15 protein-coding genes, 1 pseudogene and 1 riboswitch are annotated in these 15,904 nt (G+C 37.9%); of the genes and pseudogenes, 1 reads left to right on the top strand and 15 read right to left on the bottom strand.

The window, feature by feature from the left end; translation table 11 throughout:
- Positions 1-78: 78 nt before the first annotated feature.
- The 12 genes and pseudogenes from ACFSCZ_RS19775 to ACFSCZ_RS19720 all read right to left on the bottom strand — a co-directional run.
- On the bottom strand, positions 79-1,776 hold the full coding sequence (locus ACFSCZ_RS19775; RefSeq protein ID WP_380776788.1) for a GAF domain-containing protein: 1,698 nt from the start codon (positions 1,774-1,776) through the stop codon (positions 79-81).
- A gap of 405 nt (positions 1,777-2,181) precedes the next feature.
- A complete protein-coding gene (locus tag ACFSCZ_RS19770) occupies positions 2,182-2,376 on the bottom strand; it encodes a 2-hydroxymuconate tautomerase (protein ID WP_380776786.1) in 195 nt (64 codons plus the stop codon).
- Positions 2,357-3,982, bottom strand: a complete 1,626-nt coding sequence (locus tag ACFSCZ_RS19765) for an amidohydrolase (RefSeq protein ID WP_380776784.1) — start codon at positions 3,980-3,982, stop codon at positions 2,357-2,359. The genes ACFSCZ_RS19770 and ACFSCZ_RS19765 overlap by 20 nt, the downstream gene beginning before the upstream one ends.
- A gap of 54 nt (positions 3,983-4,036) precedes the next feature.
- Positions 4,037-4,315 carry a hypothetical protein gene (locus tag ACFSCZ_RS19760; RefSeq protein WP_380776782.1) on the bottom strand — a complete coding sequence of 93 codons (279 nt, stop codon included), beginning with the start codon at positions 4,313-4,315 and terminating at the stop codon, positions 4,037-4,039.
- A 29-nt stretch (positions 4,316-4,344) separates the two neighbouring features.
- A complete protein-coding gene (locus tag ACFSCZ_RS19755) occupies positions 4,345-4,923 on the bottom strand; it encodes an NADPH-dependent FMN reductase (protein ID WP_380776780.1) in 579 nt (192 codons plus the stop codon).
- Positions 4,924-4,976: 53 nt separating this feature from the next.
- Positions 4,977-6,416 carry an NAD-dependent succinate-semialdehyde dehydrogenase gene (locus tag ACFSCZ_RS19750; protein ID WP_380776778.1) on the bottom strand — a complete coding sequence of 480 codons (1,440 nt, stop codon included), beginning with the start codon at positions 6,414-6,416 and terminating at the stop codon, positions 4,977-4,979.
- A gap of 28 nt (positions 6,417-6,444) precedes the next feature.
- Complete coding sequence (locus ACFSCZ_RS19745; protein WP_380776776.1) at positions 6,445-7,533, bottom strand: LLM class flavin-dependent oxidoreductase; 1,089 nt, start codon at positions 7,531-7,533, stop codon at positions 6,445-6,447.
- Between the two features lie 358 nt (positions 7,534-7,891).
- On the bottom strand, positions 7,892-8,527 hold the full coding sequence (locus tag ACFSCZ_RS19740) for an ABC transporter permease (protein ID WP_380776774.1): 636 nt from the start codon (positions 8,525-8,527) through the stop codon (positions 7,892-7,894).
- Positions 8,528-8,542: 15 nt separating this feature from the next.
- The gene (locus ACFSCZ_RS19735; protein ID WP_380776772.1) at positions 8,543-9,442 is read right to left on the bottom strand and encodes a glycine betaine ABC transporter substrate-binding protein; all 900 of its coding nucleotides are present in this window, start codon (positions 9,440-9,442) and stop codon (positions 8,543-8,545) included.
- Positions 9,443-9,461: 19 nt separating this feature from the next.
- Positions 9,462-10,127, bottom strand: a complete 666-nt coding sequence (locus ACFSCZ_RS19730; protein WP_380776770.1) for an ABC transporter permease — start codon at positions 10,125-10,127, stop codon at positions 9,462-9,464.
- Complete coding sequence (locus ACFSCZ_RS19725) at positions 10,128-11,267, bottom strand: betaine/proline/choline family ABC transporter ATP-binding protein (RefSeq protein WP_380776768.1); 1,140 nt, start codon at positions 11,265-11,267, stop codon at positions 10,128-10,130.
- 1,166 nt (positions 11,268-12,433) lie between these two features.
- Positions 12,434-12,713 (bottom strand): annotated as a pseudogene (locus tag ACFSCZ_RS19720) (glutamyl-tRNA reductase); the annotation flags it as partial.
- Positions 12,714-12,963: 250 nt separating this feature from the next.
- Between ACFSCZ_RS19720 and ACFSCZ_RS19715 the strand changes: the two are divergent.
- Entirely contained in the window at positions 12,964-13,365 is a 402-nt protein-coding gene (locus ACFSCZ_RS19715) for an NADPH-dependent FMN reductase (protein WP_380776766.1), read from the top strand.
- Positions 13,366-14,174: 809 nt separating this feature from the next.
- Here the strand turns inward: ACFSCZ_RS19715 and ACFSCZ_RS19710 are convergent.
- The 3 genes from ACFSCZ_RS19710 to ACFSCZ_RS19700 form a co-directional block, all read right to left on the bottom strand.
- On the bottom strand, positions 14,175-14,309 hold the full coding sequence (locus ACFSCZ_RS19710) for a hypothetical protein (RefSeq protein ID WP_380776765.1): 135 nt from the start codon (positions 14,307-14,309) through the stop codon (positions 14,175-14,177).
- A 220-nt stretch (positions 14,310-14,529) separates the two neighbouring features.
- Positions 14,530-14,865, bottom strand: a complete 336-nt coding sequence (locus ACFSCZ_RS19705) for a hypothetical protein (protein WP_380776763.1) — start codon at positions 14,863-14,865, stop codon at positions 14,530-14,532.
- Between the two features lie 90 nt (positions 14,866-14,955).
- Positions 14,956-15,657 (bottom strand): EAL domain-containing protein, encoded by a 702-nt coding sequence (locus ACFSCZ_RS19700; RefSeq protein WP_380776759.1) that lies wholly within the window; start codon positions 15,655-15,657, stop codon positions 14,956-14,958.
- A 72-nt stretch (positions 15,658-15,729) separates the two neighbouring features.
- Positions 15,730-15,814, bottom strand: a riboswitch (cyclic di-GMP riboswitch).
- Positions 15,815-15,904 lie beyond the last annotated feature (90 nt).

The following is a 15,904-nucleotide window of genomic DNA, read 5'->3' as shown; positions in this document are numbered from 1 at the left end:
AAAATCACTCCCATTAATCAAAGGTAGATTGATTTTGATTAATGGGAGTGGCGACTAGTTAAAGGAATATTCAAACTGCTAGCGCCTCCATTTTTCTACAACAATAGCAATGTGTATTTCCAATCGAGTATCTGATTTTTTCCAATCGATTCCAAATGATTGGATTTTGTCCAACCTGTATCTAAGAGTACTAATATGAATATTCAAGATTTTAGCAGTGGATTCCAAATGGAAATTCTCCTCAAAAAAGGTTTTTAAAGTCTCCCAATATATTCCTTGTGGATCGTTTGAAAGTAATTGGCCCAATACTTTTCTTGAAAAAGATTCAAGTTCTCCTTGTTTACCAGGATCAAAGAGAATAGAATAAATACCCAGATCCTCTGATTTAAACACCATTCCTTTTAAATTTAGATAACGTACTACATTTAAAACTTTTAATGCAGAAGTTAGTGACACACCATATAAATTTTTACTTTCGACAATTTCCCCCACTGCCAAAATAGGCTGAGAAGTGGAAAAGAAGAAGTTTAATTCTGTTAGACGCTTTGCAATTTTATTCTCTTCGCCCGGACTAATTAACATAGCAATATATTGATCTTGAATGGCTACCAGACGGTTGGGAAGCCAACGGGCAATTGTAGTGGCTGCTCGAGCCAACTTGTCCTGAAAACTAAAATCAATGACAGAGTTTCCACTATCTACTCCCACTATTGCAACACGTCCTCGTTGTGGTATCTCTACTCTTAAAGCTGTAGCTCGCTGATTCAGTTTAATGCTGTTCTGTGTATCTTTTTCTGTAATAGATACTAAGGAAGAAAATAGATCCATTCGGACTTGAGATTCAACTTCATGAAAAACACGCTCTTTTAAGAATACCATTGAGAAAATCAAAGCAAGCTGCCTAAGAAATGAAATATCGGATTCTTTAAAATCCTCATGGGAATCTAAGGACAATAACCAGCCAAATTGCTCAGATCCGGAAACAATGGGAATGGCTAAGACATTATGATCTTTATAGGGATATTTAATCGGTAAAGTCGTTTCGAGCTTATCAGGAGCAGAAGGCCCGCCTATATTAGGTATACGGTTACCGTAATGGTCTTCAAACCAAATTGGGTTCTTGAACATCTGGGCAGCTGCATTCCTGATTTTCTCGGATGTATCCCGTTCAACAACCATATTCAGCAGCTGCCCCATTGTGTCGTGGATTTTAGCTAATTCGGCAGCCTGGCTACGGGACTTTTCATATAATTGTGCATTTCGGTAAGCAATAGCTACCTGATTTGACAAACTTTCTGCAAACACAATATCACTTTGGGTATGTTGAGTAACATCTGGGGTGCATAACCAAAGCACGGTACTGGGATAGGTTTCCTTTAAAGGTACGAGTACAGCAGATCTGTAACCACTTTCAATACAGTAATCCCTTACACCAGGTGGTAAATCGTCTACTTGAAAAAAGTCCTCTATGACAATAGCTTTTCCGGACCGTACAGCCTGAGGTGATATACAGATATCCAATGACCATCGATCTTCTTCGATTGAGTTATAGATTTTAAAACCCCGCTGCGCAGCAAACCATTCCTCATGCTTCTCCTCATCGATAATTACGATACCCACAATAGGCCATATGGAATTCTCTGAAATAGTGTCAACTATTGTTTGTAACATACTAGTTAGATCAAAATTAGAGTTTACTATGTTTGAGATTTTTAATAAGTTTCGAACTTGCTGTTCATTGAGAAGCTCTATATGATCTGTTATTAATCCATCCAATTCTCTCACCTGCCGTATCGTTTTAATAGTTATTATATAATTAATATTTCGAATTGAATACTTATATTTTATGGATTCCTTTCATTAAGGTACCTATTATGGATTTCTCTCTCATGTTGAATTAGTAATATTTGCTATCGTAATTGGCTAATTGTTTCAAATAGTAAAATGCCTCATTATTTTTATATTTTTTAGCGTTTATAATGTAGAAGAACGGCATTCATTAATTATATAAAAATATAGACGAATTGAACTCCCCATTAAGTTGCTAATAATATATCACATTTAATTAAAACAGTGACATATTTTTTTGACGGGGCAATTCTATTCGTCTTTCACTTTTGAAGCATAGATTATTAAATATTATTTATTTAAACAAAAATACTTTATTAAGAACTTTCGTTATTACTGTTCAATTTTTTTAGTTAAAGCTTTTCCTTGTACAGCCCAATGATCCCTCGAAACTTCCCTTAATATTATTGTAATGTGCTCTTTATCAACACCAAGGGCTTTTTCAGTAACTTCGGTAACGCTGGAGATCAGTTCATCTTTTTGCTCAACTGACTTTCCATCCAGTAAATCAATGTGAATAATCGGCATGACGTTGCTCCTTTTTACCTTTAATTAACTTTCCGCCAATCCAGGTCTCCAGCGGCAAAATATCTTTTAATTCTTCTACAGGAACGAAAAATATATCTTCTTCGAGCAATATGAAGTCAGCAAATTTCCCTGTTTCAATAGAGCCTACCTTATCTTCAACACCACACGCTTTGGCGCTCCATATCGTATGCATTCGAAGTGCATCCATTAAATCAATCGCCTCTTCCGGGTGCAATACTTTTCCAGATTGGGTTTTTCTGTTGATCGTACACCATATATTAAACCAAGGATTGGCTGATCTCATTTCTGCACCCGCACAATCTCCCCCCGATGCAGGTTCTAGCCCGTTTTCAATCATACTTTTAAATGGATATGCATACTGCGTTCTTCTTTCACCCAGATATTTTCCAAGTGCATCACCAAAAACCATAATAAATGAAGGGTTGGGTACAGGAATAAGGCCAACTTCTTTAAATTTTCTTTGACGTTCCGGAGTACAGAGCACGTTGCCTCCATGTTCGATTCTATGCTTTACGTGGAATTGCCTTTTTCCAGTTGCAGTTAATCTTTCCATCGCTTCAATCACTATATCTTGGGCTCTGTCACCAACTGCATGGATGACCAGCGGAATTTCGGCATTATCACAGCTCTTCAAATAACCAAACAACTCGTCAATATCAATGGCCACTTTCCCCGATGTAGAAGGATCTATCGCGTATGGCTCGTTATATGCAGCAGCTAATGCGGTAGTTCCTCCATCAATAAAGACCTTAACTCCTGCAAAAAAAGGGTTATTGCCATTTAAGTAATCGGGAAGGCCGTTTAGGGCTTCTTCAAAGTCTGCCGTTCCGGGCACATGGACGTATACACCAATACGAAGCGGGCTGTTTATTGCAGCCAAATTGCGCAAACTGTTTTTTGTATGACTGATTTCAAATAAACTCGTAACTCCCCTGGCCAGAAAGTCATTCTGAATACAATGCATGTAAGCTCTTTGTTGTTCTTCTCTTGAAGGTTCCGGAATACCTAGCAGATAATGTTCAACATCTCTTGTGACTCCATTAGGTTCTCCTTGTATATCACGCTCGATGATTCCTCCGGGAGGATCAGGTGTGTCCCGTGTAATATTCGCCAATTCTAACGCCTTAGAATTCAGAATTGCCATATGGAAACTTGGTCGATAAACAATTGGATGCACTGTACTTATGGCATCAAGGTCTTCCTTGGTTGGAAATCTATTTTCTTCCAACAAGCTATCTTGAAAATTTACTCCCTGCGCTACTACCCATTCTCCCGGGGGAAGAGATGCCACTCGTTCTTTTATTTTTCGTTGAATCTCAACAATACTCTTGACTGTGGGATATCTGCAATCTACATTGATGTAACGAGAAATGGCCGTTACTTCCAAATGAGTATGAGCGTCCACAAACCCTGGTAGTACGGTTGCGCCGCCAAGATCATAAACGTTGCTGAAGTTTTCCGCTTCTGATGCATTGCCTACCCAGGCAAATGTGCCATCAGTTTCATCAACGATAAAAGAATCGGCGATTGGTTCAGAAGAATTGAGTGTATAAACCTTGGCATTTTTATACAAAACTTTTGTCAAATTGCTCAACTCCTTTTAAAATATAGACATGTTATTATAGAGTGATATGTTTATTTACGAGCACTTTGTTTCTTCCCAATAAGAGTCCAACTCGGCGGATAAGCCCCCGTGGCCAAATTTCCGATACCTGCGGATGTTTTGATTACTTTGTTCCAACGAAGCGAGGAAATCTAAAATAACTTTTCTTCGCTCTAAAATATTTATTATTCCTTTCGTATAAAACCAGTCATCAATCGTGTTATACACACCTCGGTTTATACCATACAGTTCTTGGCAAAGCTGAGAAAACCTCAAATCATTTAAATGGATTTCTTTTTCCTTAATAAGGGCCATTTGAACACTCTCCTTTTTACGTTATCCGATCATGAACTTTCATACAAAAAGGACAGGGCTTGGTTTTTATTTTTAGTTTTCAGAGCATTATGCATGTATACTGCTTGATGGGCTAAATTACTGATTCGTTGCATCAAATCTGGGTCAGAAATTTGCTTTTGGTCGTTGAAATGGGAATCGTGCGCATATACATAATCTGGAACAACATAAGCTCGGTAATAACCAGCAATAGGTTTTAATTGATTTTCAATTACCAAGTAGTGTTGATATGTTCCGCCTGTAGCGACAAAACCCATCACTTTGTTCCGAAACGCTTTAACCGGAACTAGGTCAAATAGATTTTTCAAGGCACCCGAGAGGGAACCATTAAATATTGGTGTTCCAATAATGAAAAAGTCAGCAGAAGAGACAATATCTATTACTTTCTTTGTATCACCCGTGTATAAAGCCGGATCACGCCCATCGCAAAACTGAACATCATATTCACTTAGATCCAATAACTCAACATCAACGTCCAGATTTTGCGCTTTTACTTCATCCAATACTCTTTGTATAACTATTTTAGTTTTTGAACCTGTTACCGTTCCGGAAATACCCAAAAGTTTCATGCTTTGGCCCTCCCTTTGTAATGTCTGGGTGTTGTTCATTAAAGAACAAACTGTTAAATTTGTACTGATATATACTTGATTTGAGTATATTCTTCTACTCCGTAATAGCCACCTTCGACGCCGAAGCCGCTTTGTTTCATTCCTCCGAATGGTGCTTGAACTGCTGCTACGCCTGTATCGTTAATGCCGACTATCCCATATTCCAGCGCTTCACTTACGCGAACTGAACGTGCCAAATCCCGTGTGTAGAGATATGCGGCCAGCCCATATTCACTATCATTTGCTTTCTGAACAACTTCTTGCTCATCATCAAATACCCAGATAGGAAGCACAGGTCCAAACGTCTCTTCACTTTGGATTATTGCATCGTCAGATACATTTGACAGAATAGTAGGTTGATAGAAAGCACCTGTCTGTTCCCCGTTCATCCCCACAGTACAGCCGCCTGTAATCACTTTTGCCCCTTTGGTCAATGCATCATCCACTTGAGATTGAATATGATCTATAGCTTTCCGGTTAATTAAAGGACCGACTTCCACGCCGGAATCAAGTCCATTACCAACTTTTAAAGCGGCTGCAGCTTTTGCAAGTTTAGATGTTACTTCTTCTGCGACCGACCGTTCTACGTATAATCGATTTACACATACGCACATTTGACCTGCATTACGAAACTTGCTATTCATTACACCTTGCACGGCGGCGTCCAAATCTGCATCAGAGAATATAATGAGCGGCGCATGTCCTCCCAATTCCAAAGATAACTTTTTCACCTGATCCGCTGCATCGCGCATTAACAGTTTCCCAACAGCTGTAGAACCGGTAAAGGAAATTTTCCGAACAGTGTTATTACTCATCAATTCTCCAGAAATTTCACTCGCACTACCAGTTACAAGGTTCACAACGCCTTTAGGAATTCCCACTTCCTCGAAAATCTCCATAATAGCAACAGCTGTAAGGGGTGTATAGCTTGCTGGCTTCACTACCACAGTACAGCCGGCTGCAAGGGCAGGACCGATTTTTCGGGTAATCATCATCGCTGGAAAATTCCAGGGCGTTATTGCTGCACAAACACCCAAAGGCTGACGAATGGCTAACATACGCTTATTACTGCTTGATGCAGGAATGGTTTCTCCATACACACGTTTTGCTTCTTCTGCATTCCAAAACAAATAGTCAGCTGATATTGCGATTTCACCAAGGGATTCGGCTAAAGGTTTTCCCTGCTCATGCGTTAACAACATTGCGAGTTCTTTTTGTCTATCCATCATCTTTTTTCCGACTGCCATAAGATAATCAGCACGTTCTTTTGCAGGCAATTGGGACCATAATGAAAAAGCTTCTTCTGCAGCTGCAATTGCCAGACGAGTTTCCGATGCACCTGCATCAGAAACTCTCCCAACGATTTCGGCTGAAGCTGGATTTTCAACGTCTATCCATTGATTTGTTTCGGACGTTATCCACTCACCATTGATAAAAAGCAACCCTTCTTTCATTCTCTTTCCTCCCACGCATCTGTATTCATTAAGCTTTAACAGGACCTTCGAGCGATTTACTTGAACTAAATTCTGGAATCAAGGATCCTAAGCGGCCCAAAGAATTCATTACTTTTTCATGATCACTTCCAAATTGCATGTTTGCCATGAACATAGTGACCCCTTTTTCCTCATAATATTTTAATTTTTTTCGTGCACCATCGATATCAGTCAAAATCGGATCATCGTATCTTTCAGCCAGTTGATCGAGAGCAATATCAATTTTTGCTGGAATTACTTTTCCTTTTTCAACGAGCGTGTCTGCTTTATCGACCCGAAAATCTAAGCCGCCCGTCTCATAAAAAGCCATAAATACTCCCCATTGTTCCATCAAAAGATCCAGTTCCTTCTCGGCAGTCTCGCGGTCCTTTTCAACAAATATTTTTCTTAACACACCAAACTCTTTGGGTTTTGCGCCTGTCTCAAGTAAGCTGTTTTTATAGTGATTGAGAGTATATTCGAAGTCGCTCTCAGTAGAAAATGATCCATACAAAGGACTTGTAAAAACATTAAATCCACGTTCGGCCGCATTACGAAATCCTTCAGGTGTTTGAGCTCCTACCCATATAGGTGGATGGGGCTTTGTGAGTGGTCTAGGCATCGTCGTTGTTTCAGGAAAACTGAAAAATTTACCACTATGCTTAATATCTTCTTCTTGAAGCGCCTTCAATAAAACATCTAAAGATTCGTTCATCATTTCTCTACTATCTTTGATATCTACTCCTAATCGGTCAAACTCGTATTTATTTGCTCCTCTGGCTACCCCTAATTCAATCCGCCCATTACTAATGTGATCGACAAGAGCAAGCTCCTCTGCAAGCGCTAGCGGATGATACCAAGGCATTACAACTACTGCTGTAACAAGGCGAATTTTTTTCGTGTGATTCGCAATGTGAATAGCAAGTGACAACGATGATGGATTCGTAATAAAGTTGACAAAATGATGCTCCGGTATAAATATGGCGTCGTATCCCAACTCTTCCGCGTATTGGCAAAGTTGAACCGTTTCATCCAGCATTTCATGATAGGGTTTGTTTGTATCTGGGTAATACATTGATAAAAAAAGACCGAATTTCATAATATTAAAAGCCTCCTAAAATTGATTTCTTTATGCTTTAAAATTACCATAATGACATTTGTACTTTTTGGTTAAATTTATTTGATTTCATTCTACAAAAAGTATAAATAAGATACATGCTTGTAGAATAGGTCCGTGGGCATAATACCTGTTGACAAACACGTCCATGTTAAAATTCAGGGTAATGAGGGCAAAGGCGACAAAAGATGGCATTGTTAATTAATCCAACGCGAGTGAGTTAATATAGAAAAAAAGTATCCTACATTTTATGCAGGATACAGTAGGTTATCTTTTTTAGTTAGAAATCCAATATATTTATTACATTTTTCCTTCTCATCCATAGAGAACATTGTACGTACTATCGATACTCCAATTTCTTTTGTGCTTTCCCTAACAGGTAGTCGACGAATATGGCGAGACTTGCGGCAACCAAGGAACCACTGTATATTTTCATAGGATCCCGTAAATTGATTCCAGAATAAATAAGTCTCCCCAACCCTTCACCTCCAACGAATGGCGCGAGTGCCGCGACACCGATACCAATTACAGTCGCTATACGGACACCAGCGAGGAGAAAAGGTAAAGCCAATGGCAACTGTACTTTAATGAGAAGCTGAAATGGCGTCATTCCCACTCCTACCCCTGCCTGATTAATGCTAGGGTCTACCCCTTTTAGTCCAATATATGTATTACGAATAATTGGTAACAGGGAATATAGGAATAAGCCAATAACAACCGTATTAAATCCCAGGCCCAAAAAAAGCATTAATATTGCCAAAAGTGCGAGACTTGGAAACACTTGAATAGTGTTAGCAATTGCCAAAATTATGGAGGCCAACCGATCGTTTTTTGCACAGACAATACCCAACGGAATGCCTACAGTTAAGGCTAGGATCATACCGACGATGACCATGAGAATGTGATCGTATGTTAATAAAAGTATATTTGCCCAATTTCCCTCAAGGTATTGTAAGAGCACCTGCATATTCTCCATGCACTTATTCCTCCTCTATTCCAGCAAGCCTTGCTCTTTCAAATAATTCACAGCCACTTCTTCAGGATCTTTTCCTTCAATATCAACCTCGCCGTTTAAGCGTTGGATTGTATCTAAATCAATCCGACCAAGCAATGGTTCAATCGCATCAGCTATTTCTGGATACTCATCAATTGTCTCTTGCTTAACTACCGGACTGGCATCGTACGGAGGAAATAAACTTTTATCATCTTCTAAAATAACTAGATCATAAAGTCGAATACGTGCGTCTGTTGAATAAGCGACAGCAATATCAACATCTTCATTTTTCACAGCATCATAGACAAGACCGATTTCCATAGGTCTTACTTTACCAAATTCAAATCCATATTTTTCGATAAAAGCATCATACCCGTCATTTTTACGCTCCTTCCAATTTGTATCAAATGCAGCTGTCATATCCCCAGCAATGTCTTCTAAATCAGATATAGTTTTAAGATTATATTTTTCAGCTATATCCCTACGTACTGTAAATGAATAATCAATTGCGAAACCCAGCGAATCAAACCATTTAAAGTTAAATTCTTTACCAAAATCCCTTTTCGCCTGCTCTAGCGTGGCCTCGTCACTTTCAGGATTTTCAACACCAAAATATGACTCAAGTGCCGTTCCCGTGTAATGAGTGGACATTTGTATTTCATCTTTATCCATCGCCTCGATAATTACTGGGCTTGTGGGTAGATCTGGTTTAATAGTAACGGATATATCCGTTGAATCTTCAATGAGTTCCTTATACATATGTGCTAAAATTTTCACTTCTGAAAACGTCTGTGTTCCAATCGTTATTGAACCACCAGAACCACTAGAACTTTTTGATCCGCACGCCGAAAGTAATACTAAAACCAACAGTAAAAAGACAGTTGACACTTTTCTCATAATTTGACATGTCTCCTTTTCAAATAATTTGTTGTTGTTCGGAATGACTTTTTTTAATTAAAGATTTTTCCAATAAACTGAGGAGAAAATCAGCAATAAGTGCGAGCGCCATAGACAATACAGCTGCGGCAAGGATGAGCGGCTTATCGTAAACACCCAACCCGCTGACAATCAATTCACCTAGACCACCGGCACCTATCAACGTAGCTAGTGTCGCCCAATTAATGATATACACGGTCGTCAGCCGGATACCCGACATGATATACGGAAACGCAAGAGGAAATTCAATTTGAAATAACCTTTGCATAGGGCTGTATCCCATGCCGATGGCAGATTGAATAATACCCTCATTAATCGATTTAAAACCCGCATATGTGTTACGTAATATAGGTAGGAGTGAGTATAAAAATAGGGCAACAATCGCCGGTAACATACCCACTCCCAGGAGCGGGAGAAGCATGGCCAACAGGGCTAGGCTCGGAATCGTTTGAAAAACATTTGTGATCATAAATGTAGTGGAGTGAATCCATTTTACTTTGGTTCTTGTCAAATACATACCAAGTGGAATAGAAACAAGACATCCGAGAAATACTGCAACTAAGGTTATTAATATATGTTCACCGAGTGAGACAATAAGATCCTGCGAACGTTCAACAAATACCGATAAATAGCCGTAATCCTTCATTTATACAACCACTCCGCTTCTCACGGGGGGATAAATATCACCTAAATATTCGATAATACTTTCTAATGTGATCAAACCGTCTAATGTACCATCATCCTTAACAACTGGTAAATACGAATATTGAAAGTCATTCATTGCTTTTAGTGCCTTTGGTAACAGTGTTTCTGAGTCAACAATATGCCTAAAAGGATGTATAATATCACGCACATGCTGATGTTCACTTTCAAACGACCGTACCACGTCAAAAATAGAAATATAACCTTGTAGTTTGTTGTCTTCATTGACCACGATAAGCAAATATAAATACTTACTCTCCATTATTTTCATTGCTTTGGATATACTGCAGTTTGGAGAAACCGTGATCGTCCCTTTCACCATAACTTCACTAACTGTCGGAATGTCATGGATTTGTTTTAGACGTTTTTGACCGATGAAATTTTCAACAAAATCATTGACTGGTCGTCGTAAAATTTCTTCCGGAGTTCCTTGCTGGACAATTTCTCCATCTTTCATCAGTACGATCTTATCAGCAATCTTTATAGCCTCATCCATATCATGGGTAACAAAGATGATTGTTTTTTTTATTTCTTTTTGCAGACGAACAAGTTCATCCTGCAATTGTTCACGGCTAATTGGATCAAGAGCACTGAACGGCTCGTCCATTAGGATAATTTCTGGCTCCGCAGCAAGTGCTCTAATGACACCGATACGTTGTTGCTGGCCACCGCTTAATTCTGAAGGATAACGTTCCCTATAAGTTTCTGGGTCCAATCCAACAAGATCCAATAAGTCATTGACACGATTTTCAATTCGGTCTTTCTCCCATTTCAACAACTTCGGAACAACACCAATATTTTTTGAAATGGTCATATGTGGAAATAAACCTATATGCTGAATCACATAACCAATGCTTCTTCTCAACTCAACTGGATCTAAACTGGAAATGTCCTTGCCATCTATAAATATGTTCCCTGTAGATGGATTCAATAGGCGGTTCATTAATTTCATAGTTGTTGTTTTACCGCATCCACTCGGACCAATTAAAGCTGTGATTTCACCTTTATTACAAATTAAATCGATATTTTTCAAAGCATTATAGCCGTTATCAAACGTTTTAGTGATTCCTGTAAGTTTAATCATACGTTTGCAATCCTTCCTAGAAAAATACTATGGTCACTACTACTACCAACAATCACAGAAGATACTGTTATACATTTTCTTTTTACCACCTTTGACAGATGCCCCTCCTTATTTTAATACCCCTAGAATGGTAGATTACAAATCACTGTTGTGCAGCAAACCATACCTCGTTTCTATCCTCATCAATTATTACGATACCAACAACAAACCATTTAGTTTTGTCTGAAATAGCATCAACTATTGTTTGTAACATGCTGGAAGAATCAAAATCAAAGTTTGGCATGATTGAAATTTCTGATAATGTGAGAAGTTGTTGTTTACTCAGAATTTCTTTTGATCTTATTAACGTAGGACTTAACATTTCTTATTTAATACTTATATTATTTAAGGGCATTTCATTAATATCTTTTGGTGGAGAATGATCAATTTAGGGGACTTGTTAAAGAAATTAAATACTAGTTCGACTGCATTGCGATAGCCTTCAGGTGTTTGAGCACCTATCCATATAGACGGATCAGGTTTTGTTAGCGGTCTTGGCATTGTCGTTGTTCCAAAAAGTTAAAGTATTTACGGTTTACCACTATGTTATATCTTTCTCCTGAAACGCTTTCAATTATATGTCTAAATATTTATTCATAATTTTTCTATTATCTTTTATTTTTTACTCCCATTAAGTCGAACTCATATTTGTTTACTCTTCTAGCTATTCCTAATTCATTCCGACCATTAACTAATGTGGCTGACAAGAGCAATCCCCTGGGCAAGTGTTAAAGGATGCTAACAAGGCCACACAACAAATGCTGTGCGTATTTTTTGCGTGATTCGCAATAGGGTAGCTAGTGATAGTGCTGATGGATTTGTGACCAAATTACAAAATAAAGTGATGATGGTATAAATTTGGCATCATTTACTAACTCTCCCCGTAATGACATAGTGAACCTTTATACCTTGGACTTCATAGTAAGGTTTGTGTGTCTGGATAAAACATTGATAAAAAAAGACCAAACTTCATAGTATTAATAACCTCCTAATACTTATTTCCTTGTGACTTCAATTTATCAAAATGGTAATCATACTTTTTTGTCAATTTAGTTAATATTTTTACTACAAAAAGTATGGGTGTATAGCAAGCACAAATGCCTTCAATGTTGCTGCATATGAAATAACCTCAATAGTAATTCAGACATTTCTCCTGCTCCAAGAACGAGTATAGAAATATTTTTTTAGAGATGTAAAAGTCTCCTTTGCTACCTCTACTGCAGCATAACTCACTGAAACTACTCTAGACTCTATTTCTGTTTCACTATGCGCCCTCTTTCCAAGGATATCTGCTTTTTTAAACGAATGATTAAATATAGTCCCAGTTGTGCGTTCCATTTGGGCTAGCAAAAAGCTCCTTCGAACTTGTCCTAAAATTTGCGTTTCCCCTAAAACCTTTGAATCAATTCTGTTAAACCATTGAAATTACAAGTAGTTTTATTTTAAAATAAATTATCTCCATTTTGAGATAATAGTAGGCGCAATATTACTTATTGCCAAGTTATTTAGGTATCCCGCTTTGTTACCTTTATCTATTGTAATAATGATAACAGCAATCCTTTTTTTGATTGTAAGTAATATCACGTATTAAATTAAAGTATTTCTTTTGCCAATTTATCTCGAATTTTCAAAATAAAAAGAAGGATGGATAAATAGCATGACTAAAGTTGGTATTATCGTTGGTAGTCTTCGTACAAGTTCTTTTTCAAAACAAGTTGCTGATAACGTAGCACCTTTATTCCCAGAAGGATATGTAACAGAGTTTGTTGAAATCGGCCACCTACCATTATTTAACCAAGATTATGAAGGAGATCTCGGAACTCCTGCAGAATATACAGAATTCCGTAATACAGTCAAAGAATTAGACGCGGTATTATTTGTAACACCTGAATATAACCGTTCAATCCCAGCTGCATTAAAAAATGCCCTTGATGTAGCATCTCGCCCTTATGGAGAAAGTGTTTGGAATGGAAAACCTGCAGCAATCATTAGCCAATCTCCAGGTGCTCTTGCTGGATTCAGTTCAAACCATAACTTACGTCAAGTACTTTCATTTTAAATATGCCCGTTGTTCAACAACCAGAAGCATATATTGGTTCTGTACATGAATTATTAGATGAAAATGGTAAGCTGAATGAAGGAACAGTAGAATTCCTACAAGGTTTCGTTAATGAATTCGTTGAATTAATAAAGAAATATTAATAAGGTATGGAAAGTTGGAGTGTTGTGCAGAACATACTTGCCAAAACTCCAACTTTGTTTTTATTGCAGGTTAACTGGCGGGATAAATATTCATTATAAATTTTTCCCTTCAATGGAAAATCGTTTTGGTTCACTGCCATGGACCAGCTTTCCAAAAGGGCCACATAAAAAGCGAATTCCAAATGGAGGAATTCGTTTTTTGTTCACCTATACGATCTGTTTTTCTTCTTCTTCCTCTCCCCAGCATTCACACCAAATAATATCTAAAAGCTTAGGCCATTCTGATATACAAATGACCATGAACACATACGGGCATTTCCTAAAAGAAGCTGACCAGACTGTTGCAAACAACTTGATAATCTATTTCCATAGTCGCCTTGGGGTTTGCTGGGGCTTATTGGGGTTTGTTTTGGGGTTTAACTTCTGCATATGAACCCCAATTCCATCAAACACATAAAATACACATCTACAATTTGTTAATATATCAACGTTTTCATAACCAAAACTGTTATAAAATAATCCATCTTTCACCATGGGGTGCTAGGAGTCGCAGGTTCAAATCCTGTCATCCCGATAGTACAGATAAGCGCCTAACCCTTCGTCATCAAGGGGTTGGGCGCTTTTTCATTGTTTTTAGCACAAAGATCTTTAAACATATCTTCAAGCCTATTGCTCCGTGCTGATTTTTAAATGAAATACTCCCGCTGCATGATAATATATCCCTCGGGTACTGAAATCCTCCCGATCTGGCCAAACTCTCGGTCGATCGTACCCGGCGAGAAGATGAAACTCATCTAACAATTCAATGCCTCCCGGCTTATTTATATCCTCACCTAACCAGAAAGAAGCGAAACTGGAGTTACGATGGTTTACAATGTCTCTCAGGCTAAAAGCCAATACGTAAATTGAGTAAAGCCACCTCCCTTGGCCATCGGAAACAGCGCTTACTGCATAGCTTTTAGTTGCATTCGGTCACCATGTCCGTATGTCCGGCTATCAACTATAAGCGAAACGATCAACATTATAAATTCATCCACAATTTCGTGTTTTTCAAAGATAGGTCGATCTCTATCTCTTTGTTAATTCCACTTTTATTTTTTAGATAAAGAATGAACAGATTAATATCTTGTATGACCTGGGTAAAAGAAATAATTTCAAATTGTTTTGAACGATGATATTTAAGGTAATCGATAAGGGTTTCTTTTTTTACAAAATAGAGATAATGAATGTTCGTATTCTCGTATAGAAAGTAAAAAAACCTTATGAATGATTGGGTATCGTTCCTATTCATTCGCTGATCCTTAAACGGAAACTGTGATAACAGTAATTCAAATCGTGATATTTTATTACCTGACATCTCTCTTGCTCCTTACAACCAAAACAATGAAAATTCAAACATTCACTCAAATAAGGGTGACTGTGTTTTTTTATTTTCGATTCATATGTATTAATAACTCAATAATGCAGGTTTGCCAAGCAGGTATCCCTGAGCGATCGAAACACCCAATGATTTGGCCATTTCCAGTTCTTCTTCTGTTTCGATGCCTTCTAAAATAAGACTGCACTCCATTTGTTCACAATACTGGAGTAAATATGAAATAAACATCTGTTTTTCCTTGGACGTATGTAAATTTTTTGCAAAATAGCGGTCTATTTTCAAATAATCAGGTTCTAATTCAATAATAGACTTGACGCCAGAGTAGCCCTTTCCAATATCGTCAATGGCAATAAAATAACCAAGCTTCTTAAGTTCGGCAATCTTCTTTTTAAAACTTCGCAGGTCTTCTACCGGCTCAGCTTCCGATATTTCAAAAACAACCTGCTGCCTGCTCATAAAATTACTAGTATCCACTTGATTAAGAAAGGCTTTGAAACCTGGATGTGAAATAGTCGATGGGAAGACATTTACAAACAAAATTTCATTTTTTCCAGACGATTGGTAGGTAGAAATAGCTTTAAAGATAGATCGTGAATCCAATTCAAAAAGCTTATTTTCTTTTTTGGCTATTTGAAAAGCTATTTCCGGATTTGGAAAAGCCCTTGACCTTAAAAGTACTTCATAGCCTAATTTTTCCCCATCGTTTAAATAATAGATGGGTTGAAAAAAATGATAAAATTGTTCCTTTGCAATAAAACGTTTAATAGACAAATGCCACCCCCCCTTCACACTAAAAAAAGGCAGACCTAAAGAAAATAGGCCCACCTCGTTGAGTCTAGTTTCTTCGGTAACTCGGCCACCTTAGCCATCATGCCTTAGGTCCGCAGCTTTGCGCCCCCATCTTTCAATGGGTTTGCCTTTATCGGAACAACGTTTTATGTACATGAATCTTAATTATAACAAATTATAGCAAATTTCGTAGATTTTCGACACAAACATTACAAACTTCCCCTTTTTT

This window comes from Siminovitchia sediminis (assembly GCF_042680885.1).
GTDB lineage: Bacteria > Bacillota > Bacilli > Bacillales > Bacillaceae_C > Siminovitchia > Siminovitchia sediminis.
The sequence above is the reverse complement of the archived record's forward strand: the minus strand, read 5'-3'. Positions and strand labels throughout refer to the sequence as shown.

Bases quoted from the DNA above. Each gene is read 5' to 3' on its own strand.
- ACFSCZ_RS19770 (WP_380776786.1), bottom strand. From the start codon at position 2,376: ATGCCGATTATTCACATTGATTTACTGGATGGAAAGTCAGTTGAGCAA.
- ACFSCZ_RS19760 (WP_380776782.1), bottom strand. From the start codon at position 4,315: ATGGCCCTTATTAAGGAAAAAGAAATCCATTTAAATGATTTGAGGTTT.
- ACFSCZ_RS19755 (WP_380776780.1), bottom strand. From the start codon at position 4,923: ATGAAACTTTTGGGTATTTCCGGAACGGTAACAGGTTCAAAAACTAAA.
- ACFSCZ_RS19750 (WP_380776778.1), bottom strand. From the start codon at position 6,416: ATGAAAGAAGGGTTGCTTTTTATCAATGGTGAGTGGATAACGTCCGAA.
- ACFSCZ_RS19745 (WP_380776776.1), bottom strand. From the start codon at position 7,533: ATGAAATTCGGTCTTTTTTTATCAATGTATTACCCAGATACAAACAAA.
- ACFSCZ_RS19740 (WP_380776774.1), bottom strand. From the start codon at position 8,527: ATGGAGAATATGCAGGTGCTCTTACAATACCTTGAGGGAAATTGGGCA.
- ACFSCZ_RS19735 (WP_380776772.1), bottom strand. From the start codon at position 9,442: ATGAGAAAAGTGTCAACTGTCTTTTTACTGTTGGTTTTAGTATTACTT.
- ACFSCZ_RS19730 (WP_380776770.1), bottom strand. From the start codon at position 10,127: ATGAAGGATTACGGCTATTTATCGGTATTTGTTGAACGTTCGCAGGAT.
- ACFSCZ_RS19725 (WP_380776768.1), bottom strand. From the start codon at position 11,267: ATGATTAAACTTACAGGAATCACTAAAACGTTTGATAACGGCTATAAT.
- ACFSCZ_RS19715 (WP_380776766.1), top strand. From the start codon at position 12,964: ATGACTAAAGTTGGTATTATCGTTGGTAGTCTTCGTACAAGTTCTTTT.
- ACFSCZ_RS19705 (WP_380776763.1), bottom strand. From the start codon at position 14,865: ATGTCAGGTAATAAAATATCACGATTTGAATTACTGTTATCACAGTTT.